Raw genomic sequence first — 24,509 nt, 5'->3', positions numbered from 1 at the left:
TGCGTGCCGCGGGTGAACGGCGACGGGGCGAAGCGCACTTGAGGTCGTCCTTGTCCGCCCGCTCGCGGGCAGCGCAGAGTTACGGAACTGGGTGTTCCGTTCAGTAAGGTAAGCCAAACCTAACACCAAGGTAGATGCTGTACGCACCCGGTCCCGATGTGGTCATCCCGGCCTGGACTCCGGCGCCGGTGTGGTCATCCCGGCCGGGGCTCCGCTGCCGGTGCGGTCATCTCGGCCTGGGCTCCGGGCCCGCCAGGATTCTGGCCTCGATCCGCTCGTAGTCCTTCTTCCGCCGCTGGGTCTCACGCCGTCCCGAGAACATCGTGCCGAGCCAGCCGAACGCGAAGCCCAGGGGGATGGACACCAGCCCGGTCGTGGTGAACGGGAACCAGTTGAAGTCGGCGTCGGGAAAGGCCGCCATGGGTGTCCCGGAGACCAGCCGGGTGCCCGGCATCAAGACGAGGACCGCGAGCGAGCCACCGATCATCGTGCTCAGCAGTCCGGCGCGGGTGTAGCGGCGCCAGAAGAGGCTGTAGACCAGCGCGGGGGCGATGGCCGAGGCGGCCAGGCAGAAGGAGAGCGTCGCCAGGGGCTGGAGACTGCGGTGCTGGATGAGGCCGGCCAGCACGATCGTCGGGATTCCGACGGCGAGCGCGGAGACCCGGGCCACGGTCATCTCCCGTACCGGCGAATGCGGGGTGGCGCGGCTGGCGTAGACGTCATGGGCGAGGGAGTTGGCGCAGGCCAGGATCATGCTGGCGACCGACGCGAGCAGGGTGAGGAAGATCGCTGCCGTGACCGTGGTGAACAGGAAGGTCTCGGCGCGGGTGACATGGGTGCCGAAGACCGCGCGGGAGCCGACGAGATAGGCCGTGTTGCCGCGCGGGTCGGCCGCGGTGATCCCGGTCCGGCCGAGGAGCGCGGTCGCCCCGATCGCGACGATCGTGATGATCAGCATGAACAGGGCCACCGACGACACCGCCCAGGACATCGAGCGGCGGACCTGCCGTGCGCTGTCCGCGGTGAACATGCGCATGGTGACATGGGGCAGACAGGCGCCGCCGAGCACGATGGCGAACTGCGTGCTGATCATGTCCAGGTCGGCGTGCGGACCCCCGGCGAACTGCAAACCGGCACGGAGGAACGCCTCGCCCGCCCCGCTGTGTTCCGCGGCCGTGTGCAGCAGCTCTCCCGGGTCCCACGCGAAGGCGCGGAGCATCAGGAAGGCGACCACGGACCCCGAGCCGAGGAGCATGACCATCTTGAGGATCTGGATGAGGGCGGTGCCCTTCATCCCGCCGATGGCCGCGTAGGTGATCATCAGGCCGCCGACGCCGATGACGCACCCGGTCTTCATCGTGGTGCTGCTGAAGCCGAGGATGAAGGCGAGCAACTGGCCGGTGCTGGCGAGCTGGACCAGCATCATCGGCATCAGCGAGGCGATGGTCACGACACAGGTCGTGATGCGCACGGCACGGCCGGGCATCCGCCGGGCGATGGCGTCCCCCGTGGTGAACCGGCCGGTGTTCCGCAGGGGTTCGGCCAGCAGGAACATCAGGAGCAGCAGGGACAGGAGGGTGCTGAGGGCGAGGACGACACCGTCGTAGCCGCACAGCGCGATGACTCCGCCGATGGTCAGGACGGTGGCCGCGGAGATGTAGTCGCCCGCGATGGCCAGCCCGTTGCGCATCGGGGACAGCGAGCGGTAGCCGGTGTAGAACTCGTCGAGATCGTCCCGGTCCGGGCCCGCGATGACGCAGAGCAGCAGGGTCACGGTGACGACGGTGCAGAAGGCGACCAGGGACCAGGTCTGTGCGGTGCCGCTGAACTCCGTCATCGTCCGGGCTCCTGCTCGGCGAGCAGGGCCGTGCGCTGCCGCATGCGGCGGGCGAGCGGATCGACGTACCGGCTCGCCGTGTACTCGAAGAGCACGATCGCCAGCCAGGTGACGGGGAGCTGGACCAGGCCGAGCACCATGCCGGTGGACAGACCGCCGGTGACGGGCTTCGTCATGAAGGCCGGGGCGCGGACGGAGAGGACCAGGAAGGCGGTGAAGTAGGCGAGGACGACGAAGGTGGCGACCCGGCGCTGTCTGCGGTAGGCCCGGCGCAGGATGCGCAGGTCACGGTGGTGTCCGGGTGCGGAGCCGCGCGTGACGCGCTCGGGTAAGGGTTCTTCGGCGGCGGCCCAGGCGGGCGGGGTGGTGGGGTGCCTGGCCCGGTGGGGCGGTGGGGCGTACGCATCCGAGGGGTCGTCGGACATCCCGGTTCTCCTAGCGCGGCAGGGGTCCGTGACATGCGCGGACCGCAGGGAGGTGGGGAGAGGTGTTCGATTTCTCGCACGCTATTCGGCGAGACCGTCAAGCGAGGCCTTTTGGTCGATCTGGCTCGTTTGCGCGTGTCAGTGGTGCCGGCCTCGGACGGTGGGCCGGTCGACCGGTGCGGAATGTGCGTGAAGGGGCAGGTGAGGGCCGGTGGGGGTCGATCGGCGGCTTAAGGGCAAGGGCTTTCGGTCTTCAGGGCGCTTGCTGGGTCGCAGGGCCCCCGCGCCTGGTATCTTCCGGTCTCCCTCATAGGGCTCATGAGTACCCCTCCGCGGGCACCATGAACCCGCCACTGTCCCTACTGCCTTGCCTGTGACGGGAGTTGAGGGCTGAGCCGGGTGGATCGGCCGGAGGTTCCGGTGCGCCGGCCGATGCCGACGAGTGTCCGGCCGACGCTGCGCCAACGGTTCCTGTACGCCTGCCGACGCCGCGCCAAAGGTTCCGATGCGTCTGCCGACGTCGGTGAGCCGCCTCCGGCCGGCGCCCATGAACGTCAGGGGCGCGGCCAGGGCCGTCCGCCGAGCCGCTCGATGCCGGTGTTGAACCGCCGCAGATAGCCGGCGAACTCCGCGATGTCCTCGTCGGACCAGTCGGCCATGACCCGGTCGAGGGAGCCCACGGTCCGCTCGCGCTCCTCGTCCAGTATCCGCGCGCCCTTGTCGGTGATGCGGAACTTGCGGGCCAGTCCGCCGTCGGGGTCGGGGATGCGTTCCGCCAGTCCGGCACGCATGGCCGAGGCGGTCTGCCGGTTGAGGGTGGAGGCGTCGAGCCCGAACGCGTCGCTCAGCTCACCGATCGACATGGGCCCCTGCACGCGGATACGGCTGAGCAGAATATACGAGCTCCGCTCCAGCACGCTCTCCTTGCTGCGCCCGCCGTGCGCCGCGAGCGCATGCCTGCCGAGCAGCATCTGCTCGTACTCGACCTCGTACGTAGGCCTGCCCATGTGCCACTGCCTCCCACTGTCCTGAACAGGGCCGACGCGGCGATTTCCTGCGCCGGACCCGCTCCCATCTTTGCACAGGCTATGCAATGCGCACATGTCATGCATGATGCATAAGGTATGTACACTGCATTCCCAGTAGCCCGAAAGAGATGCAAGGAGTCCCTTCATGGGAGCCCCACCGACGCCCCGCCATACCAACGGCGTGATCGCCACGCTGGCCTTCGCCGGCACCACGGCGGCGATCATGCAGACCCTGGTCACGCCGCTCATCGCGGACCTGCCGCAGATCCTGCACAGCTCGCCCTCGAACACGGCGTGGGTGATCACGGTCACCCTGCTGGTGGCGGCGGTCTGTGTGCCCGTCACCGGACGTCTGGGCGACCTGCTGGGCAAGCGGCGGATGCTCCTCGCCTGCTCCGTGCCCCTCATCGTGGGCTCGGTGGTGTGCGCGCTCTCCTCGTCGGTCGTGCCGATGATCGTCGGCCGAGGCCTGCAGGGTATGGGCATGGGCATGGTGCCGCTCGGCATCGCGCTCCTGCGTGACGTGGTCCCGGCCGAGAAGCTCAGCTCCTCCATCGCGCTCGTCAGCGCGTCCATGGGCATCGGCGGCGGTCTCGGCCTGCCGATAGCCGCCGCGGTCGCCCAGTACGCGAGCTGGCGCGTGCTCTTCTGGGGCTCCGCCGTCCTGGCCGTGGCGATCGCCGCCCTGATCTGGTTCCTGATCCCCGACGTCCCCGCCGGGGCCAAGGGGCAGCGCTTCGACGCACCCGGTGCGATCGGCCTCGGCGTCGGCCTGGTCTGCCTGCTGCTCGCGGTCTCCAAGGGCGCCGAGTGGGGCTGGGGCTCGGCGACGACGCTCGGCCTGTTCGCCGCCGCCGTCGTGGTCCTGCTCGCCTGGGGCGTGTGGGAGACCCGCACCCGCGATCCCCTGGTCGACCTGCGCACCACGGCCCGCCCCCGGGTCCTGCTCACCAACCTCGCCTCGCTCTTCGTCGGCTTCGGCATGTACTCCGGCATGCTGATCGTTCCCCAGCTGCTGCAGTTCCCCGAGGCGACCGGCTACGGCTTGGGCCAGTCCATGCTCGCGGCGGGTCTGTGGATGGCCCCCGGCGGCATCATGATGATGCTCGTCTCCCCGCTCGGCGGAAAGCTGACCGACGCGCGCGGCCCGAAGTTCACGCTGATCTCCGGCATCCTCGTCATCGCCGCCGGCTACGGCGTGTCCCTCGTGCTGATGGGCTCCGCCTGGGGCCTGATGCTCGTCCTCATGATCACCAGCAGCGGTGTGGGCCTCGCCTACGGGGCGATGCCCGCCCTGATCATGAGCTCGGTCCCGCTCTCCGAGACCGCCGCCGCGAACGGCTTCAACACCCTCATGCGCTCGCTCGGCACCTCCGTGGGCGCCGCCGTCGTCGGTGTGGTCCTCTCCCAGCTGACCGTCGACATGGGCGGCTTCACCATCACCTCGGAGGACGGCTTCCGTACCGCCCTGATCATCGGCGGCGGGGTCGCCCTGGTCGCCGCCGTCGTCGCGGCCCTCATCCCGGCCGCCCGCCCGGTGGCGGCCGACCAGGCTCCGGCCGACCGCCTCGACGAGCCGGAGCAGGCCGCGATGCAGTCCTGACGCCCGCCCGGCACGTAGAGCGGCCCCGGAACTCCCGCGGGAGTCCCGGGGCCGCTCCATGTCCGGTTCGGCCAGTTAGGCAGGCCGCCCGACGACGCACGGTGGCGGCCCCGGCGGGCCGGACCGCTACGCCCACGCCGGTGTCCAGGTCCCCGCGCCGGAGCGTGCGTGCGACCCGGAGCAGTGGTGGTCGCGGAGCGCGGTGAGCGCCGGGTGGGCGTTGTCGCGATGCCACAGCAGGGAGTGCGGATAGACCGGAGCCGGATCCTTCACCGCGATGCGCCGCAGCCCCTGGTCGGCGGGCCAGCCGAAACCGGTCAGCTCACCGACGAAGGTGGCCAGTGACGGGGAGTCGGCCAGCGTGTCCAGCAGGGGCTTCACCCCGAAGTCGGGGCCGGTGACCTCGATGGTGAGACCGAACGCGGCGGCGAGATCGCCGTAGTAGGCGGCCCACTCGGTGCCGGGAACGATGCCGGGCATCCAGATCCGATGGCCCACCAGCTCGGCGGGCGTGACCGCGGCGGCGTCCGCGAGCGGGTGGCCCGGCCCCACGAGGAGCTGGATGGGCTCGTCGAAGGCTCGGGCGGCCCCGATGCCGACCGGAAGCTGGCTTCTGGTGACGGCGCGGAAGGACGCGTCGACCGTGCCGGACCCGATCGCGTCGACCGCCGCGTCGGCGTCGAAGAGGGTCACCACGTCCAGCTCGATCCCGGGGTGCGCACGATGGAAGTCGCGCACCAGGTCGGCGGGCGCCAGCCGACGGCCGATCACATCGACGCGCAGCGCGCGGCGGCCGGGCCGCACGGAGTCGATCGCCCGCTCCTCGGCCCGCAGCAGATCGCGGGCGTGGGGCAGGAACGCCTGGCCGTCGACGGTGAGCTTCGCTCCGCGCGCGGTTCGGGCGAACAACCGCACCCCGAGGGCCTTCTCCAGCGCGGCGACGCGCTTGGAGACGGCCTGCTGGGTGATCGCCAACTCGTCGGCGGCGTCCTGGAACCGCCCCATGTCCGCGGCGGCCACGAAGGTACGCACGGCATCGAGATCCACGGCGACGACCCTATCGGCACGGCGGCGGTCACCGACGCCCGGCGACCGTCACAACGATCGGTTGTGCGGCCCCGGTGCCTCGGTTGTTTGATCTCGTGACCTGCTACTCGCTTTGATGCCGACGGTCAGTGTGCGGACGTTCGGATCGGCGAGGGGTGCATCGGGGATGGCGGGCGGGCGGACGCTGGGACGGAGTTTCAACTGGTTGTGGGCGGCCTTCGCCGTCAGCTCGTACGGCACCTGGATCGGGTTCGGTGCCTTTCCCCTCATCGCGGTCCTGGTGCTGCACTCCGGGCCGGCCGAGGTGGCGGCGCTGGCCGCCGTGGGGCGTGCCGTGGGGGCCGTGATGGCGGTGCCGCTCGGACCGTGGGTGGAGTTCCGCCGCAAACGGCCGGTCATGATCGCGATGGACCTGACGCGGTTCGCGGCGCTGATCAGCGTCCCCGCCGCGTTCGCGCTCGGCCGGCTCGGCTTCGCCCAGCTCCTCCTCGTCTCCGTCGTGGTCGCGACGGCCGACATCGCGTTCAGGGCGGCGAGCGGCGCGTATCTGAAAGGGCTCCTGCCGGCGGCGGACCTGCTGGTCGCGAACAGCCGGTTCGAGTCCACGACCTGGACCTCGACCATGGTCGGACCGCCCCTCGGCGGCTACGCGATCGGCGTGTTCGGCCCGGTGACGACCCTGGTGGCCAACGCGGTCAGCTATCTGCTCTCGGCCCTGGGCATCCGCGCCATCGGCGGCGGCGAGCCCGTTCCCGCGCGAACCGCCGCGCCCCGGCTGCGGGCCCGCGATCTGCTCGAAGGCTGGCGCCACATCCTCGCCCACCCGGTGCTGCGCCCGCTGCTCCTCAACGCCATCGTGGTCAACGGTCTGATCATGGCCTCCGAGCCCCTGCTCGCCGTACTCCTGCTGGACGACCTCGGATTCGCACCCTGGCAGTACGGCCTGGTGTTCGCGGTCCCCTGCGTCGGCGGCCTGGTCGGCGCACGCCTCGCGCACCGGCTCGTGGCGCGCTTCGGTCGGCACCGGGTGCTCCGCACCGCCGGTGCGCTGCGGGCGTGCTGGCCCCTCGGCCTGGCGTTCGTCCAGCCCGGCGTCCCCGGGATCGTCCTCATCATCGTCGTCCAACTCGGCCTGGTGACCTGCTGCGGTGTGTTCAACCCGGTGCTGGCCACCTACCGGCTCGACCACACCGACCCCGGCCGGGTCGCCCGCACCCTGACCGCCTGGTCGGTCAGCAGCAGCGCCGCCATCGCGGCCATGACCGCCGCCTGGGGACCGCTGGCGGCCCTCATCGGCCTCCGCGCCGCGATCGCGGTCGCCGGAGTCGTCCTCCTGGCCACCCCGCTGCTGCTCCCGCGCCGCGTCGACCGGCACCCGGGGACCGAAGAGCGGTTGGCCGGGACCAAGGGGGAGATATAGGGGCAATGTGCGTGATGGCATGCAGGAGGAATATGCCTGTACAAGTCTCAATTTGATTGCGTCACAGGTCTCAGAGTGACAAGCGGGGAGCACATACCTAGCATTGGCCTCCCGCTCACCCCCCGAGGCCATGGCATGACGGAACGTCATGTGCTGGGCTGCCGTCCGCCCCCAGGGTCGGTTCCGGAGCGCGTCAGACACACAGGTCGGTGAACTCGGCTCGTCTGCCCGCCCGGACGGTTCTGCGGAAAGGTTCCTGCAACGCGGACCCCGTACGGGTCCCGCGGTCCGAAAGGCGTTCGGTGAACAGCACAGTCAGCCAGTTCAACTACGGAATGATCACTCCGGTCGTCGCGTTCCTGATGGCCTGCGCCGGCGCGGCGCTCGGTCTGCGCTGCACGACACGGTCGGTACGCATGGGCGCACAGGGCCGCAGGGGCCCGTGGCTCACACTGGGCGCGATCTGCATCGGATCGGGCATCTGGACGATGCACTTCATCGCCATGATCGGGTTCACCATCGACGGTGCCTCGATCCGGTACGACATGGCCCTCACGTTCCTCAGCCTGGGCGTCGCGGTGGCCGTGGTCCTGCTCGGCGTGTTCATCGTGGGGTACCGCGGCACCTCGCCCCTCACCCTGGGAGTGGCCGGTGTGGTCACCGGCGCGGGTGTGGCGGCGATGCACTACATCGGCATGTACGGCATGAAGTTCGCCGGGCACATGAGCTTCGACCCCGTGACGGTCGGCCTGTCGGTCCTGATCGCCGTCACGGCGGCCACCGCCGCACTCTGGGCTGCCGTGTCCCTGCACACCCTGGCGTCCGCCGCGGCCGCGAGCGTCATCATGGGCGTCGCCGTCACGGGCATGCACTACACCGGCATGGCCGCCATGAGCGTGCACGTCGACGCGGGCTCCAGGGTCCAGGGCCAGTCCTCGATGGATCTGCTCTTCTCCCTGATTCCCATGGTGGGTGGACCGATCGTCGTACTGGTCCTCGCGGCCGTGATCGTCATGTTCGACCCCGACATGCTGGTCGGCAACGACCCCGTACAGAACATCCAGGGTCAGGGGCAGGAGCCGGAGGCCGCGTCCGTCGCGGACACGCGGCCCACCGCGTCCTGGCCCTCACTCTGACCCTGCGCCGATCTCCACGACCGGCAGCGACGGGTGCGCGTGGGCGGTCCGCAGCAGTTGCGCGGCGCCGCGGACCGCCGCGGTGTGCGGGGCCGGCACGGGCCGCGCGGGAGCGTGGAGCCGGCCGCTGAGGCGGTAGGTGATGTCGGGGCGCAGGGCGCCTCCCCCGGCGAGGAGCACACCCCGCTGGAGGGCGTCGAGCGTCTCGGGGGTGCGGTCCTGTTCCAGCATGGTGGTCACCATGGCGACGATCGCGTCGGCTATCAGCGAGGGCGGGGTGTTCCCGTCCAGGTCGCCGGTGCCCAGCGCGGTGTGGCGGGCGTCCACGACCGCGCCGTCCGCGAGCAGCGTGACCTCGGTGAGATGGGCCCCGATGTCCACGACGAGCAACGGGCGGGTCAGGTCTGCGTCCACGGCCATGGCCACGGCGCGTGCGGTGGGGACCGTCAGCACCGTACGCGGGCGCAGGACCTCGACGGCGGTCCGCGCCTGCGCCCGGTAGGCGACCCCGCCCAGCACGGGCGTCGTGAGAATGAGCAGCGGGCGGCCGAACCGGGGCAGCCGGTGGCCGAGCAGCCGGTCCAGCATCCGGGAGGCGCCGGGGGTGTCGACGATGGTGCCGCGCTGAACGGGGTACGTGGCGCCGCTTCCCGGGACGGTCACCGTGGGCACGTCGAGGATCGTCCGTCGCCCGGACGTCCAGGCACGGGTACGGGCGCTGCCCAGGTCGAGGGCGATGCCGGTGCAGTGCCGGCACCAGGGCCAGGAGCGATGCCGGCCCGCGAGGCGACCGAGGTCTCCCGAGGCGGTCATCGGCCGGCCTCCCTGACCTGCTGGCACCGGGTGCAGTAGCGGCCCTGCGGTACGACCGCCAGACGTGCGCGGTCGATCGGCTCCTGACACAGCCGGCAAGAGCCGTAGCAGCCCTGGTCCATGCGCGCGAGCGCGGCCTCGATGTCGGCGAGGACCGTACGGGCGGAGGCGGCGAGCTTGCCCCGGACCTCGGCCTGAGGGCCGGCCCGGCGGTCGCTCGGCGCGTCGGCGCGGTGCGTGTCGGACGCCGGGAGCTCCTGCGCCTGTTGTCGTAGTTGCTTCAGCTGCTCCTGGCGGAACAGACGCTGCTCGTGCAGGTTCTCGCGCAGCGCGGCGAGGTCGTCGGCCGACAGGGTCGTGCCGCGGTCGTCGATGATTCGGTCGGTCACCATGTCACCCCCAGGGCGGGCGGGTATCGGAGCCCAGGGCAGGGCGGATGCCGCAGGGCGGATGTCGGAGGGCGGACGGACTGTCGTCAGACGGTCCCGCGTCGGCAGGGGACGCAGAACCGCGTGTACGGCAGGATCTCCAGGCGCTCGACCGGAATGGGCTTCGCGCAGTCGAGGCAGTCGCCGTACCTGCCGTTCCGGACGCGGGCGAAGGCGTCCTCGACCTCGGCGAGGACCCGCCGGATCGTGTCCTTCTGCGCGGACACCACGTGTTCCTCCGTCTCCTCGTCCGCCCCCGCCTCGTCGAGGGCCAGCAGTTGCGTGAGGCGGGAGTTGCGTTCGTGTTCGAGGCGCTGGAGGGCTTCGTGCGCCGACAGTCGCTCAAGTCGGGTTCCGGGCAGGGGGGTGTCCAGTGACATGGTGGGTCCTTCTCGCCGTCGGTCCGGGTTCCGGAGGGTTGGTCCCTTTCCACCCTGGCCGGTGCGCCGTACGAATCCCATCGGGCGCGATACCCATCCGCGGCCGGGTCCCGGGGCCCATCGGGCAGTGGGCAGTCGGCATCCGCAAAATGGGCATTGATGCCCATCGACGGTGGAACCGGGAGCAGGCAGGCTTGGGCTGAAGATCGACACACGACGAAGACCGGCACACGAAGAAGCCCGACGAAGGCCGGCACACGAAGAAGACCGAACAAGGTCGGCACACGAAGAAAGGCGTCATTCCGTTGTCCCTGTTCTGGCGGATCTTCGCGCTCAACGCGGTGGTGCTCGGCATCGCCACCGCGCTGCTGCTGCTGGCTCCGGTGACCGTCTCCGTGCCGGTGGTGCTGACCGAGGCGATCATCCTCGTCTCCGGCCTGGCAGTCATGCTGGTCGCCAACGCGGCCCTGCTGCGGATCGGCCTTGCCCCGCTGGGTCGGCTCACCCGGCTGATGACCACCGTCGACCTGCTGCGCCCCGGGCAGCGGCTGCCGGAGCAGGGCCACGGCGAGACCGCCGAACTGATCCGTACCTTCAACGCGATGGTCGAGCGACTCGAACACGAACGGGCCACCAGCAGCGCCCGCGTCCTGGTCGGGCAGGAGGCGGAGCGCCGCCGTATCGCCCAGGAACTGCACGACGAGGTGGGCCAGAGCATGACCGCGATCCTGCTGGTCCTCAAGCGCGCGGCGGACGACGCCGACGAACCCCTGCGCGGTGAACTGCGGCAGGTGCAGGAGATCACCCGGGGAAGCCTGGACGAGGTGCGCCGTGTGGTACGCCGACTGCGGCCGGGCGTACTGGAGGACCTGGGCCTCATCAGCGCGATGACCTCACTGACCACCGAGTTCACCACCCACGCCGGTCTGCGCGTCGTGCGGCGCTTCGACCCCGGCCTGCCCGCGCTGGACCCGCAGACGGAACTGGTCCTGTACCGCGTCGCCCAGGAGGCCCTGACCAACACGGCCCGCCATGCCGAGGCCGGCCGGGTCGAGGTGAGTCTGCACCGCGTCGGCGGGCACGTGGTGCTGGACGTCAGCGACGACGGCCGCGGCTCCGGCGTGGCCCGCGAAGGGGCGGGCATCCGCGGAATGCGCGAGCGGGCCCTGCTGATCGGGGCCACGCTGGACGTCACCTCCGAGCCGGACGCCGGTACGCAGGTCCGGCTGACCGTGCCCGTCCTCTAGGAAAGCAGCCATGACCACGCCCGACACATCACTGATCCGTATCCTCCTCGCCGACGACCACGCGCTGGTACGTCGCGGAGTGCGGCTCATCCTCGACGGGGAACCGGACCTCCAGGTCGTCGCCGAGGCCGGGGACGGCGCGGAGGCCGTCGAACTGGCCCGCACCCATGAGGTCGACCTGGCCGTACTCGACATCGCCATGCCCCGGATGACGGGCCTGCACGCCGCCCGCGAACTCGCCGCGCTCAAGCCCGGCGTGCGGGTGCTGATGCTGACGATGCACGACAACGAGCAGTACTTCTTCCAGGCGCTGAAGGCGGGCGCCAGCGGATATGTGCTGAAGTCCGTGGCCGACCGCGACCTGGTGGCCGCCTGCCGGGCCGCCATGCGCGACGAACCCTTCCTCTACCCGGGAGCGGTCACCGCGCTGATCCGCAACTACCTCGACCGGGTCCACCACGGCGAGGAGCCGCCCGGCCAGGTGCTGAGCGCTCGCGAGGAGGAGGTCCTCAAACTCGTGGCCGAGGGCCACTCCTCGAAGGAGATCGCCGAAATGCTGTTCATCAGCATCAAGACCGTGCACCGGCACCGGGCGAACGTGCTGCACAAGCTCGGCCTGCGCGACCGCCTGGAACTCACCCGCTATGCCATCCGCGTCGGCCTCATCGAAGCCTGAACCCCCGCCCCCGCAGAGCGAGTTCCTGAGCGCGGCGCCGTTGTGGTGCGGGTCTCCGATCGCGCGGTTCCCCGCGCCCCCGAACGCGGGCGCTCAAGCGGCGGTGACGCCGCCTCCGCCGTCGGCCGCGACGAGTTGGGCGTGCAGTGCGGCCAACCCCTCGGCCAGCGCGTGCCGTTCGGCGTCGGACATGGCGTCCATGGCCTGCCGGAGCACGGTCTCGCGCTGTTCACGGATGTGCCGCAGATGGGTTCTGCCCGCAGCCGTCAGCCGGAGGGTGACCTCGCGTCCGCTGGCGGGACACGGCAGCCGCTCCAGGAAACCGAGGGCCTGCAGACGGTCGCAGAGCCGGCTGACCGAAGGGGGCGTGGCGGCGAGCCGTTCGCACACGACCCGCATCCGTACCCCCTCCTCGCTCTCGACGAGGTACATCAGGCGCAGTTGGGAAGGGGAGGCCGCAGCCGCGGCAGCGGCGTGTCTGGTCCTCTCCCACATCAGATCGAGCAGCTCGGTGACGCCCCCGGCGGACCGGGCGGTCTCGCGCGACGATCTGAGCGAGGCGAACTCTGGTGCCGGCATGGGCTCCCCGTCGGTGTGCGGCTTCCGCGCCGCGGACGGCCGGCGGGGAAGGACATCAGGTGGTGCTGTCCGGTCCGGTGGGGCGGGCCGTCATCGCTTCCCCGCTCGTACGGGGGTCCTCTCCCGTTCCGAGGGAGGGGTTCGCCGTGTCGGTGGGGGACGTCGTGAGGTACTCCAGGCTACCGGTGATGATCAGCAACCGCTCCAACGTCGTCGGACGGTCGTCCAGATGGAGCCGTACACCGGCCTGATCGACGCGGCGGCGGATCATCAGCAGGATGGACAGGCCCATGGAGTCGATGTTGTCGAGCCCGGCACAGTGCAGGTGCAGATCGTGCAGACGCGGACGCGCGGTCAGCACGGCCGTGACCTCGGTCAGGAGGCTGTCGGCCGTCTCGTAGTCGAGCTCCCCGTGCAGTTCGATCCGGACCGTGTCGTCGGTGTCGACCGTGGTGAGACGCAGATGGGCGGGGGGCAGCATGGTCATGAGCGGCTCTCGGCGGTGCTGTGGTCGACGGGGGTGAGCGCCTCGGCGCCGCGTTCGAGGATACGGGTGGCCCGCGGGAAGTCCTTCAGCTCACGGGCCAGGGCGTCCAGGGTCGGCGGCAGGCTGCTCGCCGGCACACCGCGGGCGGTGAGGATCTGCGCGGTCCAGGTGAGGAACCCGGCGAAGAGGTCCTCGTCGCCGAGGTACAGGGCTGTGGCGAGGAACTCCACGATGTGCGCGAGATCCTCGGCCGTGCGCTCAAGCTGCACCTCGCTGTACGTGCGCATGGCGGGGAACGCGTCCTGGAGGGCCGTGAAGACCGCGCGCACCAGCGCGGTGCTGTTGCGGGTGATCAGGGTGTATTCCTGGTCGGCCAGGTGGGGCAGGTCGTCCAGCTGCTGGTGGTCGGTCCGCGGACGGGGCAGCGGTCCCAGCGCGAGCCGGTCGGCCGCGGCGCGGGCGTCGGGCGCCCATGCGTCGGCGTCCAGCAGGAAGGCGTAACGGCCGTCCGGTCCGAAGGCGGCGCCTCCGACGAGTACGGGGACGCCGACGGCCTGGCAGGCGGTGATCGCGGCGTGCGCGGCGGGCAGCCGGGTGGCGATCGAGCTGGAGAGGGCGACCGCGTCGGAGTCGGTGCGGTGCAGGTGCGCGATGAGGTGCGGGGAGGGCACCTGGGCGCCCAGGTAGTCCACCTGCCAGCCGCGCAGGATCAGCACCTCGGCGAGCAGCCGGGCGGGCAGCGCGTGCCACTCGCCGTCGACGCAGGCCACCGTGATCCTGCCGCGGGTGGGGGTGGGGCGCGCGGCGGGGTGCAGGGAGAGCGCGGCGACGGCCCGTTCGTTGATGGCGGTCGCCGCGTGTTCCTGGGCCACGTTGATGCGGTTGGCGGCCCACTCCTCGCCCACCTTGGCCTGTACGCGGGCGATGACGTCCAGCAGCACGCTCTCCGGGTCGGCGCCGCGCTCCAGCGCGCCCACCACCACCTCGACGGCCGTGTGCTCGTCGGCCGCGGAGACGGCGTCCCACAGCTCGTCGGCCAGCTGCTCGAAGTCGGCAAGCTGCTCGAAGCCGGGTTCGCCGACCGTCGCGCCGACGGTTCGGGCGGCGGTTCCGGTGCCGGGAGGCCGGTGCGGTGTACGGGTGCTCATGCGGTGAACCTGCCCCGGGTGTGGCCGTTCACCGCACTGAGGTGGTGCGTGCGGGGTGCGGAGATCACGACGACGGCCATGTCGTCGTGCCGTCCCTTGCCGACCCACTGGGAGGCGAGCATCTGGACGCGTTCCACGATGCTCTCGGACGGCATGCCCACGCACTCCGACAGGACGCGCTTGAGCCGCTCCTCGCCGAACTGGACGCCGCCCATCGGCCCGCCCTCCGCCTCCGTGATCCCGTCGGTGTAGAGCACGCAGGATTCCCCGGGCGCGAGGGTGAGGGCGGTGGTGTGGGCCGGTGCCTCCGGCATGGCGCCGACCAGGGTGCCGCGGGTCTCCGCCTCCTCGACCGTGCCGTCCGCCCGCACGATCAGCGGGGTCAGGTGTCCGGCGCTGGTCAGCCGCAGATTCACCGCGTTGCCCTCGCGTACGGCGGAGGCCAGGACCAGGGTCACGAACCGGGCGTGGTGGGAGTTGAGCAGCGCGGTGTTCAGCAGACTGATCATGCGCTGGTGGTCGTCGGCCAGGGGGAGCAGCGCGTGCAGGGTGTTGCGGATCTTCCCGGTCAGGACGGCCGCTTCCAGGCCCTTGCCGCACACGTCCCCGAGCGCGACCAGCGACGCCTCGCCCTCGACGGCGGCCGGGTGGACGTCGTAGAAGTCGCCGCCGACCCGCTCGTGGTCCGCGGACGGCCGGTAGCCGCCGGCGTAGTCCACGCCCGAGATCTGGTGCAGCGAGGGCGGCAGCAGCTCGCGCATCAGCACCTCGGTGATCGAGGTCTGCTCCGCGTACAGGCGGGCGGCCGACATCGCGGCCCCGGCACGCGCGGCGAACAGCCGGGCGAAGACCTCCTCGCTCTCGGTGAACGCCACGCCGCCGGAACGGCGCAGCAGGACGAGGGCACCGGCCGGGACGCCGTGGCCGGGCAGCGGGGTGATCACTATCGAGCCGACCGTGCCGAAGCCCTCGGGCACCATCCAGACCGGCGCGGTGGACGGATCGATCCACCGCGAGGGCACCGGCGGGAATCCGCGCAGCGCCTCGCCGAGCCCCGGCACCTCGTCGGGGTCCACCGATTCGTGGGCCAGCACGGGGGTGCCGCCGCGCAGACAGGTCACCACCGGCAGCCGTCGCCCGTGGGTGGGCGCGATCACCAGGGCCGCGTCGGCGAGATGCTCCGCGGCGAGCTGTGCGGTGACATCCATGCAGCGTCCCAGGTTGAGGGAGGAGAGCAGCGTGCTGGACGCCTCGGCCAGGAACGCGGTCCGCTTGCGCTCCATGCGCAGGGCCTTCTGCGCGAGCAGGTGATCGGTGTCGTCGACCAGCCACCAGGCCACCGTGCCGTCGTCGCGCAGGCTGGGATGGGCTTCGAAGGTGCGCTCCCCGATCGCACCCGTCACGGGTGCGTCGGCCTCCTGGCCGGTGGGAGAATCGGGTGCGCGCCGAGGTGTCCGCCCGGGGGCCCGCAACGCGTCGTGCGCCGCCGACAGCCAGGCCGGCACCGCGTCCGCGAGGGGTGTACCGGGCCGGATCCCGGGCAGCAGAACGTCCGCGGCATCATTGTGCAGCACGACCGTGCCCTGGTCGTCAGCGACCAGAACGGGATACGGGGCGTCACCCCAGGGGGACGCCTGCTGCGCACCGACACCGGTTTGCGCTTGGGTGGAGACCAAAAATAGAGGACCCGCTGGGCGAATCCCTCACCTCACAACTCGTGGAAAACATTGCCTCATGGCAACGATCTCCCATGTCGTCGCTCCTGGCAACCACCCCTGGTGTCCGCCGGGCCGCACGGAACGGGTCCCCGGCCCCTGTGAGCAGGAGCCGGAGACCGTTTTGTCCAGGCCGACCGTTCAGCTGTTCGGTGATTCGGCGAGTCAGCGATTCAGCCGTTCGGCCGTGCGTCGGTTCAGCGGTTGAGGCGGGCGGCGGACGCCCCGACGGGCGCGCCGGTGATGGTGAACTGCGAGCCCGGCTCGATGAGTACGCTCCCTTCGGCCGAGTCGGTGATCGTGACGTTCGTCAGGGCGGCGCTGCCCCGGGCCCCGCTCATCGCGAGGATGCCGGAGCCGTTCCTCGACCCGTCGATCTTCACGTCGGTGATCTTCACACCCGGCATCGAGCCGCCACCCGTCTTGAACTGGATGCCGTCGTACGTCGAGTCGTAGATCTCGGTGTCACGGATCGTGACGCCGGGGATGTCCTGCCCCTGCGCGAACAAGGTGATGGCGCCGAACTCCTGGTCCTCGTTCCAGAACGCGCCGCCCGTGCGGTGCAGGGCGTTGCCCGCGATGAGGGTCTGCCCGGTGAAGGGGAGCGGGTCGTGGTCGGTGGCGAGCATGATGCCGGGGTAGTTCATCGTGTCGGCGATGACGTTGTTCTCGATGGTGTTGCCGTAACCGCCGTACACCGCGATGCCGTTGGCCCGCCACGGCAGCTGGATCGTGTTGTTGCGGAAGTGGTTGTCGTGGCCGATGTCGACCGAGGTGTCCTTCACGTACTTGCTGGACCACACGGCGAGCGCGTCGTCACCGGTGTTGCGGAAGGACGAGTTGTACACGGTCGAGTTACGGGTGCCGTTGGCGAAGTTGATGCCGTCGGCGTAGGTGTTGCGGATGCGGACGCCGGAGAACTCCAGCCCGTCGCCGGGGCCCCACAGCTCGGGGATGTTGGAGTAGTCGCGGCCGGCCCACACACCGACGTTGGCGTGCTCGATCCACACGTTGGTGATCTTCGTGCCCTTGCCGAAACGGCCGTTGAGGCCCACACCGCCCTCGGCGTTGCCGTCGCCGCCCCGGATGGTGCCCGAGCCGAAGATGGCGATGTCGGAGATCTGGGTGTTGTGGTCGATGTCGAAGCCGAAGTTGCCCTCGTGCGGGTGGTTGATACCACCGGCCTGGTGCGGCGGCGTGAGCGTGTAGAGCTGGGAGTGCCACATGCCCGCACCCTTGATGGTGACGTCCCGGATGCCGACCTGGTTGTACTGGCCGCGGTTCAGCGGGTCGTCGGTGAGGATCTTCTGCTCCTGGCGCCACTGCCCGGCCGGGATCCACACGCAGGAGATCGTGCCGTTCTGGTCGGCGGTGACCGCCCGCTGGAGGGCGTCGGTGTCGTCGAGCCCGTCGTTCGGCACGGCCCCGTACTCGGTGATCGAGGTGCAGTTGGCCGGCTTGGTGGTGGCGGGCGCGACCTGCTCCAGGTCGACCAGGTCGATGACGTAGAACGCGGCCGTGTCGCCCGCGTCCCGCTGCAGCCGGAACTTGGTGCCGACGGGGTAGGACTGCGCCAGCAGCGCGTGCGACTCGTCGAAGAGCCGACGTGCGTCACCGCCGGGCGTGTTGGTCAGCCCCTCGGGGTCGTCCGTGGTCCCGTACAGCCAGCTGTGCTTCGACGACAGGTCGAGCTTCTGCACGAAGGTGTCATTGGCGTACAGGCTGATCGTGGCCTGGGCCCCGCCACCGCTCGCGGCGTCGGGGACGGAGTTGCGCACCACGATCGAGTTGGAGGGCGTGGTCGAGGTGAACTCGACGAACTGGCCGGTGGAGTTGAGGCGGACGGACTTGCGGCCGGAGGACTCGGTGGCGAAGTTGGTGTGTCCGAAGGTCCGCTTGGCGTCGGCTGTCAGGAGGGTGCCCTGGTAGCGGCCGTCCTCCGCCTCCAGCTCGGTGTAGGGGACGGCGGCGCCCCGGCCGACGACGAGTGACTTGGCGAGGACGTTGTTGTTCTCGTTGGTCTCGGTGACGACTCCGGTGGCGTCGGCCGTCGCGGTGAGGGTGGCCCCGCCCGCGGTCGCCGTCCAGGTGCCGCTGATGGCCACGTTCACCGTGGCGCCCGCAGCTACCTGGGCTGTGGTGCCGTTCAGAGTGGTGGAGCCGACCTGGAGCCGGGTCACGGAACCGGCCGCCGCGGCGGTGGTGCCGCGGTTGTGCACGGCCACGGTGAAGGAGACGGAGGAGCCGACGGCCGGGTTGGCCGGGCTGCTGGTGATGCCGCTGACTTCGAGGTCGGGGCCGGGTGCCTGGCCGACGACCAGCCGGGACGCGGCGGTGCGGCTGTTGTTGCTGTCGTCGAGTTCGGCGACGGTGTTGCGCGGGTCGACCACGGCGGAGACGCCGTAGCTGCCGGCCGGCCGGGTGCCCGCGGCGACGGCCACGGTGGCGGACGCGCCCGGTTCGAGCGCGGGTACGTTGCCGCTGCCCGCGACCGTGCCTTCCAGGCTTGCCTCGACGGTCGTGGCGGCCGAGCGCGCCGTGCCCGCGTTGCGGACGGTGGCGTTGACGGTCACCGCGTCTCGCTCGGAGGGCGAGGCGGGGGTCCAGTCCAGGCCGGTGACGGTCAGGTCGGGCGCGGGTGCGGCCGTCCCGACGATCTGGAACTCGGCGACCTGGCCGCCGGGCGCCCCGGTGTTGGAGAAGAACCGCAGCCGGACGTCGGACCAGCGGCCGGTGACCGGGATGGTCACCGAGTTGCTGTCCCGGGAGGGGCTGAAGGCGTAGTCGGCGCGGTCGCGCAGCGAGGTGAAGCCGCTCGCCGAGTTCTCCCGGCCGAACACCTGGATGCCCTGGGTCCTGGCGCCCCACGCCTGGTCCGGGTTGAGCTTGACCACGACGGCGGTGATGTCCGCGTCGGCGCCGAGCTTCACGGTCAGGTCGGAGGGGTGGCCCGCCGCCTCCCAGTAGGTGGAGGTGGAGTCGTCGGTGGCGTTGGCGGCCACGTACGACTGGACCGACGAGGTGGCCTCGACCGGCTTGTTGCGCGCCAGGTTGGTGCCGGTGGGAGGCGGAGTGGTGCCGCCGTCGTCGCCGATCACCTCCAGCTCGGAGAGCTGGGCGGCGTTCCAGCCGGTGTTCCCGGTGATGTTCACGCGCACATAGCGGGTCGTGGCGGGAGAACTGAGGGTGACCGGGACGGTGTTGGCCTGCGCCGGGTTGAACGCCCGGCCCGTCGAGGCCGCGAGGGTGCTGAAGCTGGAGCCGTCGGTGCTGCCCTGGAGGGAGAGCGTCTGGCTACGGCTCTCCCAGGCGGCGGGCAGCTTGAGCACCACCTGGTCGACGGTGCGGGTCGCGCCGAGGTCGACCTGGACCCACTGCGGGAAGGACCCGGTCGGCCCCTCCCAGTAGGAGGCCTGGGAACCGTCGGTGACGTTCCCGGCGGTGTACGAGCCGTTCGAGCCGCCCGCCGTGGCCGCCCGGCCGAGCGCGAGATTGACGGCGGCAGCCGCCTTCGCCCCCTCGCTGTCGGGGGCGGTGGCGGCCCGGGCGCTCGACGTCATGGCCAGCGGTATCAGCCCGGTCGTCATGAGCGCGGCTATGACGGCACCGGTCAGTGACCGGCGGCCGAGGGGTCTCCATCTCATGGGGGTCCTCTGTTCCGTTGTTCCGTTTGATCCGTGGGGGAGCGGGAGCACGGCAGTCGGGCTGGGCACACCGGGGCAGGCACGGGGAGTGCGGGAGAGGGAGGGAAGTGTCCGACGAGGAATGCACCGGCACCTTGCACGTAAATTGAGCTGCTCAGTCGATTCTTTGCGGAAACTACGCCCACAGGTTTCTAGCCTGTCTCCACTTTGTCAACGGTCCCGGTACTACCGGTAGTTGACATGGAAGCGGCTTGCATCCCCACTTGCGTTTTCCGACAGTCCGCACGAAAGCCGCTGGCCCGGTGCCGCGGCAGGTGAGGGCGGACCGCAGGGTTGTGTTTCGGACATGCTCACGCCATAGACGTACTGCCAACCGTCTGCAACTCTCTGATCGATCGACGCAAAAGATAGTGCTCTTCACCGCACATTGAAGCGCGATGCGCCGACCCCCACGGAAACCCACCCACACAGCCGCCCCGGGGCCGCCCACCTCCGGACCGGGACGGAGATCGGGGACACATGAGACCGCAACGCCGGGGATGGCGGGGGATAGCCGCCGTCCTCTCCACCGCCCTGCTCCTGCTGGGTTGGCCGGCGCTGACCTCCGCCGCGGAGGCCGCCGGGCCCGACCTCGCCGCCGGACGGCCCGCCACCGCCAGCAGCGCCCACGCCGAATACGCCGCGAACAACATCACCGACGGCAACCAGGGAACGTACTGGCAGAGCGCCGGGAGCAGCTTCCCCCAGTGGGTCCAGACCGACCTCGGCGCCACCGCCCGCGTGGACGAGGTGGTGCTGCGACTGCCGGCCGGCTGGGAGAGCCGCAGCCAGACCCTGTCCGTCCAGGGCAGCGCGGACGGCACCAGCTTCACCACACTGAAGACCTCCGCGTCCTACGCCTTCAGCCCCGGCAGCGCGAACACGGTGACGGTGACCTTCCCCGCCGCCCAGGCCCGGCACATCCGGATCGAGATCACCGCCAACACCGGATGGCAGGCCGCCCAGCTCTCCGCGCTGGAGGTCCGCGAGGCCGGTGACTCCTCCGCGAACCTGGCCCGCGGCCGCACCCTCACCGCGTCGAGCCACAACGAGACCTATGTGCCGGCCAACGCGGCCGACGGCAACAAGGCCAGCTACTGGGAGAGCCGCAACAACGACCTGCCGCAGTGGATCCAGGTGGACCTGGCCTCCTCCGTGCGCGTCGACCGGGTCGTGCTGCGCCTGCCCGACGGCTGGGGCGCCCGCAGCCAGACCCTGAAGATCCAGGGCAGCGCCAACGGCACCGACTTCACCGACCTGACCGCGTCCAAGGCCTACGCCTTCGCGCCGGGCGACGGCAACTCGGTCACGATCTCCTTCGACGCGACCACCACCCGGTACGTACGCGTCCTGGTCACCGCCAACACCGTGCAGCCCGCGGCCCAGGTGTCCGAGCTGGAGGTCTACGGACCGGCCACCGGCGACACCCAGGCGCCGAGCGCGCCCGCGGACCTCGCCTACACCGAGCCCGCCACCGGCCAGATCCGGCTGACCTGGAAGGCGTCCGACGACAACACCGGAGTGACCGGCTACGACGTGTACGCGAACAACGAGCTGCTGACCAGCGTCGCGGGCACCGTCACCACCTACACCGACAACCGCCCCGGCAGCGCCACGGTCTCCTACTTCGTCCGGGCCAAGGACGCGGCCGGGAACGTCTCCGGGAACAGCAACACCGTCACCCGCCGCGGCGACAGCGGTGACACCCAGGCACCCACCGCGCCCGCGAACCTGTCCCTCACCGAACCGGCCGCCGGGCAGATCCGCCTCGCCTGGAACGCCTCCAGCGACAACACCGGGGTGACCGGCTACGAGGTGTACGCCAACAACAGCCTGCTCACCACGGTCGGCGGCACGGTCACCACGTACACCGACAATCGGTCCGCGAGCGCCACGGTCTCGTATTTCGTCCGGGCCAAGGACGCGGCCGGGAACGTCTCCGGCGACAGCAACACCGTGACCCGCAACGGCACTTCGGGCCCCGGCTCCAACCTCGCGGTCGGCAAGCCGATCACGGCCTCCTCGACCGTGCACACCTTCGCCGCCGAGAACGCCAACGACAACAGCACCTCCACCTACTGGGAGGGCTCCGGCCACCCCGCCACCCTCACCGTGAAGCTCGGCGCCAACGCCGACGTCTCGTCGCTCGTCCTCAAGCTCAACCCGGACAGCTCCTGGGGAGCCCGCACCCAGAACATCCAGGTCCTCGGCCGCGAACAGGACGCCTCAGGCTTTACGAGCCTGGTCGCCGCGAAGGACTACGCCTTCAACCCCTCAAGCGGCAACAGCGTCACCGTGCCCGTCACCGCGCGCGTGGCCGACGTGCAGCTCCGCTTCACCTCCAACACGGGCGCCCCGGCCGGGCAGCTCGCCGAGTTCCAGGTGATCGGCACCGCCGCGCCCAACCCGGACCTTGAGGTCACCGCGCTGACCGCGTCCCCGGCCTCACCGGTCGAGTCCGACGAGATCACCCTGACCGCCACCGTCCGCAACAGCGGCGAGGCCGCCGCACCCGCCAGCGCCGTCGCACTGCGCCTGGGCGGCACCAAGGTCGCCACCGCGTCCGTCGCCGCCCTCGCGGCCGGCGCGACACGGACCGTCAGCGCCTCCATCGGGGCACGCGACGCGGGCACCTACCAGCTCAGCGCCGTCGCCGACGAAGCCGGCGCGGTCATCGAGCAGAACGAGACCAACAACACCTACACCAGCCCCACTTCACTCGTCGTACGCCCGGTCAGCAGCTCCGACCTCGTGCCGGTGCTGACCACCACACCGTCCGGCCCGGCGGACGGCGACACGGTCACCTTCAAGGCCGCCGTGCGCAACCAGGGCACCACCGCCTCGGCGGGCGGCGCGCACGGCATCACGGTCACGCTCGTCGACTCCAAGGGCGCCACGGTGAAGACCCTGACCGGCTCCTACGACGGCACGATCGCCGCCGGAGCCACCAGCGGGGCCGTCACGCTCGGCACCTGGACCGCGGCCAACGGTTCGTACACCGTCCGCACCACGGTCGCCGCCGACGCCAACGAACTCCCGGTCAAGCGGGAGAACAACACCGCGAGCCAGTCCCTGTTCGTCGGACGCGGCGCCAACATGCCCTACGACATGTACGAGGCGGAGGACGGCGCCACCGGTGGCGGCGCGGCGACCGTCGGGCCCAACCGGACCGTCGGCGACCTCGCGGGCGAGGCGTCCGGCCGCAAGGCGGTCACCCTCAACAGCACCGGTGAGTACGTGGAGTTCACCGCCAAGGCCGCGACGAACACCCTGGTCACCCGCTTCTCCATCCCGGACTCCGCGGGCGGCGGCGGGATCGACGCCACCCTCAACGTCTACGTCAACGGCACCTTCCGCAAGGCGCTGCCGCTCACCTCGAAGTACGCCTGGCTGTACGGGGCGGAGGCCGGCCCCGGCAACTCCCCGTCCGCGGGAGCCCCGAGGCACATCTACGACGAGGCGCACCTGATGCTGGGCGAGACCGTTCCGGAGGGGGCGAAGATCCGGCTGCAGAAGGACGCGGCCAACACCTCCAAGTACGCGATCGACTTCGTCAGCCTGGAGCAGGTCTCACCGGTCGCCAACCCGGACCCGGCCGCGTACGCCGTCCCGGCCGGCTTCGGTCACCAGGACGTGCAGAACGCCCTCGACCGGGTGCGGATGGACACCACCGGCAAGCTCACCGGTGTCTACCTCCCGCCGGGCGACTACGAGACGTCGAGCAAGTTCCAGGTGTACGGCAAGGCCGTGCAGGTGGTCGGCGCCGGACCCTGGTACACGCAGTTCCACGCCCCGTCGGGCCAGGACAACACCGACATCGGCTTCCGGGCGGAGAACACCGCTAAGGGTTCCTCGTTCAAGAACTTCGCCTACTTCGGCAACTACACCTCCCGTATCGACGGGCCGGGGAAGGTGTTCGACTTCGCGAACGTGTCGGACATGGTCATCGACAACACCTGGACCGAGCACATGGTCTGCCTCTACTGGGGAGCCAACACCGACCGGGTGACGATCAGCAACGCGCGGATCCGCAACACGTTCGCCGACGCGATCAACATGACCAACGGGTCGACGGACAACCACGTGGTCAACAACGAGTCCCGGGCCTCAGGCGACGACAGCTTCGCGCTGTTCTCCGCGATCGACGCGGGCGGCGCCGACATGAAGGACAACCTCTACGAGAACCTGACCTCGATCCTCACCTGGCGGGCCGCCGGCATCGCCGTCTACGGCGGCTACGACAACACCTTCCGCAACATCCACATCGCCGACACCCTGGTCTACTCGGGCATCACGATCAGCTCGCTGGACTTCGGCTATCCGATGAACGGGTTCGGCACGTCTCCCACGACCGTCGAGAACGTCTCGGTGGTCCGCTCCGGCGGCCACTTCTGGGGCAGCCAGACCTTCCCCGGCATCTGGCTGTTCTCCGCCTCCAAGGTCTTCCAGGGCATCCGCGTCAACGACGTGGACATCGTGGACCCGACCTACAGCGGAATCATGTTCCAGACCCAGTACGACGCCGGCGGTCGGCCCATCAACCCGATCAAGGACACGATCCTCACCGACATCTCGGTGACGGGCGCCCGCAAGAGCGGGGACGCCTACGACGCGAAGTCCGGGTTCGGGCTGTGGGCCAACGAGCTGCCGGAACCGGGTCAGGGCCCGGCGGTCGGCGAGGTCACGTTCAACGGTCTGAGGTTCGGCGGCAACGCCGTGGACGTCCGCAACACCACCTCCACCTTCAAGATCAACATCAACCCCTGATGTGACCCCGGCGAGATAGGGGACGGTGCCCGAAAGGAGGCCCACAAGGCTGGCGCAAGCCGTTTGCGCGGCTTGCGCTAGCCTTGCGCT

Annotated in this window: 18 protein-coding genes; 6 read left to right on the top strand and 12 right to left on the bottom strand. The window is 70.5% G+C overall.

Translation table 11 applies throughout. The features are described 5' to 3' along the window. Positions 1-226 precede the first annotated feature (226 nt). The 3 genes from J8N05_RS23580 to J8N05_RS23570 all read right to left on the bottom strand — a co-directional run bounded on the left by J8N05_RS23580 (position 227) and on the right by J8N05_RS23570 (position 3,269). The gene (locus J8N05_RS23580; RefSeq protein WP_210885666.1) at positions 227-1,837 is read right to left on the bottom strand and encodes a sodium/solute symporter; all 1,611 of its coding nucleotides are present in this window, start codon (positions 1,835-1,837) and stop codon (positions 227-229) included. Further along, entirely contained in the window at positions 1,834-2,262 is a 429-nt protein-coding gene (locus J8N05_RS23575) for a DUF485 domain-containing protein (protein ID WP_210885663.1), read from the bottom strand. The genes J8N05_RS23580 and J8N05_RS23575 overlap by 4 nt, the downstream gene beginning before the upstream one ends. Positions 2,263-2,816: 554 nt before the next feature. Then, entirely contained in the window at positions 2,817-3,269 is a 453-nt protein-coding gene (locus tag J8N05_RS23570) for a MarR family winged helix-turn-helix transcriptional regulator (RefSeq protein WP_210885660.1), read from the bottom strand. A 166-nt stretch (positions 3,270-3,435) separates the two neighbouring features. On the opposite strand from J8N05_RS23570, the gene J8N05_RS23565 reads away from it, so the two are divergent. Continuing rightward, positions 3,436-4,893 carry an MFS transporter gene (locus tag J8N05_RS23565; RefSeq protein WP_210885658.1) on the top strand — a complete coding sequence of 486 codons (1,458 nt, stop codon included), beginning with the start codon at positions 3,436-3,438 and terminating at the stop codon, positions 4,891-4,893. A 126-nt stretch (positions 4,894-5,019) separates the two neighbouring features. On the opposite strand, the gene J8N05_RS23560 is transcribed toward J8N05_RS23565, so the two are convergent. Further along, on the bottom strand, positions 5,020-5,940 hold the full coding sequence (locus tag J8N05_RS23560) for a LysR family transcriptional regulator (RefSeq protein WP_210885656.1): 921 nt from the start codon (positions 5,938-5,940) through the stop codon (positions 5,020-5,022). Between the two features lie 166 nt (positions 5,941-6,106). On the opposite strand from J8N05_RS23560, the gene J8N05_RS23555 reads away from it, so the two are divergent. Both J8N05_RS23555 and J8N05_RS23550 read left to right on the top strand, forming a co-directional pair. Beyond that, a complete protein-coding gene (locus J8N05_RS23555; protein ID WP_210885654.1) occupies positions 6,107-7,360 on the top strand; it encodes an MFS transporter in 1,254 nt (417 codons plus the stop codon). A gap of 302 nt (positions 7,361-7,662) precedes the next feature. Beyond that, positions 7,663-8,496, top strand: coding sequence for an MHYT domain-containing protein (locus J8N05_RS23550; protein WP_210885652.1), 834 nt, complete (start codon positions 7,663-7,665; stop codon positions 8,494-8,496). Here the strand turns inward: J8N05_RS23550 and J8N05_RS23545 are convergent. The 3 genes from J8N05_RS23545 to J8N05_RS23535 form a co-directional block, all read right to left on the bottom strand. Beyond that, entirely contained in the window at positions 8,488-9,309 is an 822-nt protein-coding gene (locus J8N05_RS23545; RefSeq protein WP_210885650.1) for an acetate and sugar kinases/Hsc70/actin family protein, read from the bottom strand. The genes J8N05_RS23550 and J8N05_RS23545 overlap by 9 nt on opposite strands. Next, on the bottom strand, positions 9,306-9,701 hold the full coding sequence (locus tag J8N05_RS23540) for a TraR/DksA family transcriptional regulator (protein WP_210885648.1): 396 nt from the start codon (positions 9,699-9,701) through the stop codon (positions 9,306-9,308). The genes J8N05_RS23545 and J8N05_RS23540 overlap by 4 nt, the downstream gene beginning before the upstream one ends. An 83-nt stretch (positions 9,702-9,784) precedes the next feature. Continuing rightward, positions 9,785-10,117, bottom strand: a complete 333-nt coding sequence (locus J8N05_RS23535; RefSeq protein WP_210885646.1) for a TraR/DksA family transcriptional regulator — start codon at positions 10,115-10,117, stop codon at positions 9,785-9,787. Between the two features lie 305 nt (positions 10,118-10,422). Between J8N05_RS23535 and J8N05_RS23530 the strand changes: the two genes are divergently transcribed. Next, positions 10,423-11,364, top strand: coding sequence for a HAMP domain-containing sensor histidine kinase (locus J8N05_RS23530; RefSeq protein ID WP_210885644.1), 942 nt, complete (start codon positions 10,423-10,425; stop codon positions 11,362-11,364). 10 nt (positions 11,365-11,374) lie between these two features. Beyond that, a complete protein-coding gene (locus J8N05_RS23525; RefSeq protein ID WP_210885642.1) occupies positions 11,375-12,040 on the top strand; it encodes a response regulator in 666 nt (221 codons plus the stop codon). 93 nt (positions 12,041-12,133) lie between these two features. Here the strand turns inward: J8N05_RS23525 and J8N05_RS23520 are convergent, their stop codons facing one another. The 5 genes from J8N05_RS23520 to J8N05_RS23500 form a co-directional block, all read right to left on the bottom strand. Then, entirely contained in the window at positions 12,134-12,619 is a 486-nt protein-coding gene (locus J8N05_RS23520; protein ID WP_210885640.1) for a MarR family winged helix-turn-helix transcriptional regulator, read from the bottom strand. 55 nt (positions 12,620-12,674) lie between these two features. Next, on the bottom strand, positions 12,675-13,106 hold the full coding sequence (locus J8N05_RS23515) for an STAS domain-containing protein (RefSeq protein ID WP_210885638.1): 432 nt from the start codon (positions 13,104-13,106) through the stop codon (positions 12,675-12,677). Then, entirely contained in the window at positions 13,103-14,254 is a 1,152-nt protein-coding gene (locus J8N05_RS23510; RefSeq protein ID WP_210885636.1) for a cobalamin B12-binding domain-containing protein, read from the bottom strand. The genes J8N05_RS23515 and J8N05_RS23510 overlap by 4 nt, the downstream gene beginning before the upstream one ends. Continuing rightward, positions 14,251-15,828, bottom strand: coding sequence for a PP2C family protein-serine/threonine phosphatase (locus J8N05_RS23505; protein ID WP_210885634.1), 1,578 nt, complete (start codon positions 15,826-15,828; stop codon positions 14,251-14,253). The genes J8N05_RS23510 and J8N05_RS23505 overlap by 4 nt, the downstream gene beginning before the upstream one ends. Positions 15,829-16,166: 338 nt before the next feature. Beyond that, entirely contained in the window at positions 16,167-19,613 is a 3,447-nt protein-coding gene (locus tag J8N05_RS23500; protein WP_210885632.1) for a CARDB domain-containing protein, read from the bottom strand. Positions 19,614-20,132: 519 nt separating this feature from the next. On the opposite strand from J8N05_RS23500, the gene J8N05_RS23495 reads away from it, so the two are divergent. Continuing rightward, positions 20,133-24,419 (top strand): discoidin domain-containing protein, encoded by a 4,287-nt coding sequence (locus J8N05_RS23495; protein WP_210885629.1) that lies wholly within the window; start codon positions 20,133-20,135, stop codon positions 24,417-24,419. Positions 24,420-24,509: the final 90 nt, after the last annotated feature.

It is taken from the genome of Streptomyces liliiviolaceus (assembly GCF_018070025.1).
Lineage (GTDB): Bacteria > Actinomycetota > Actinomycetes > Streptomycetales > Streptomycetaceae > Streptomyces > Streptomyces liliiviolaceus.
This window is presented reverse-complemented; position numbering and strand designations above follow the sequence as displayed.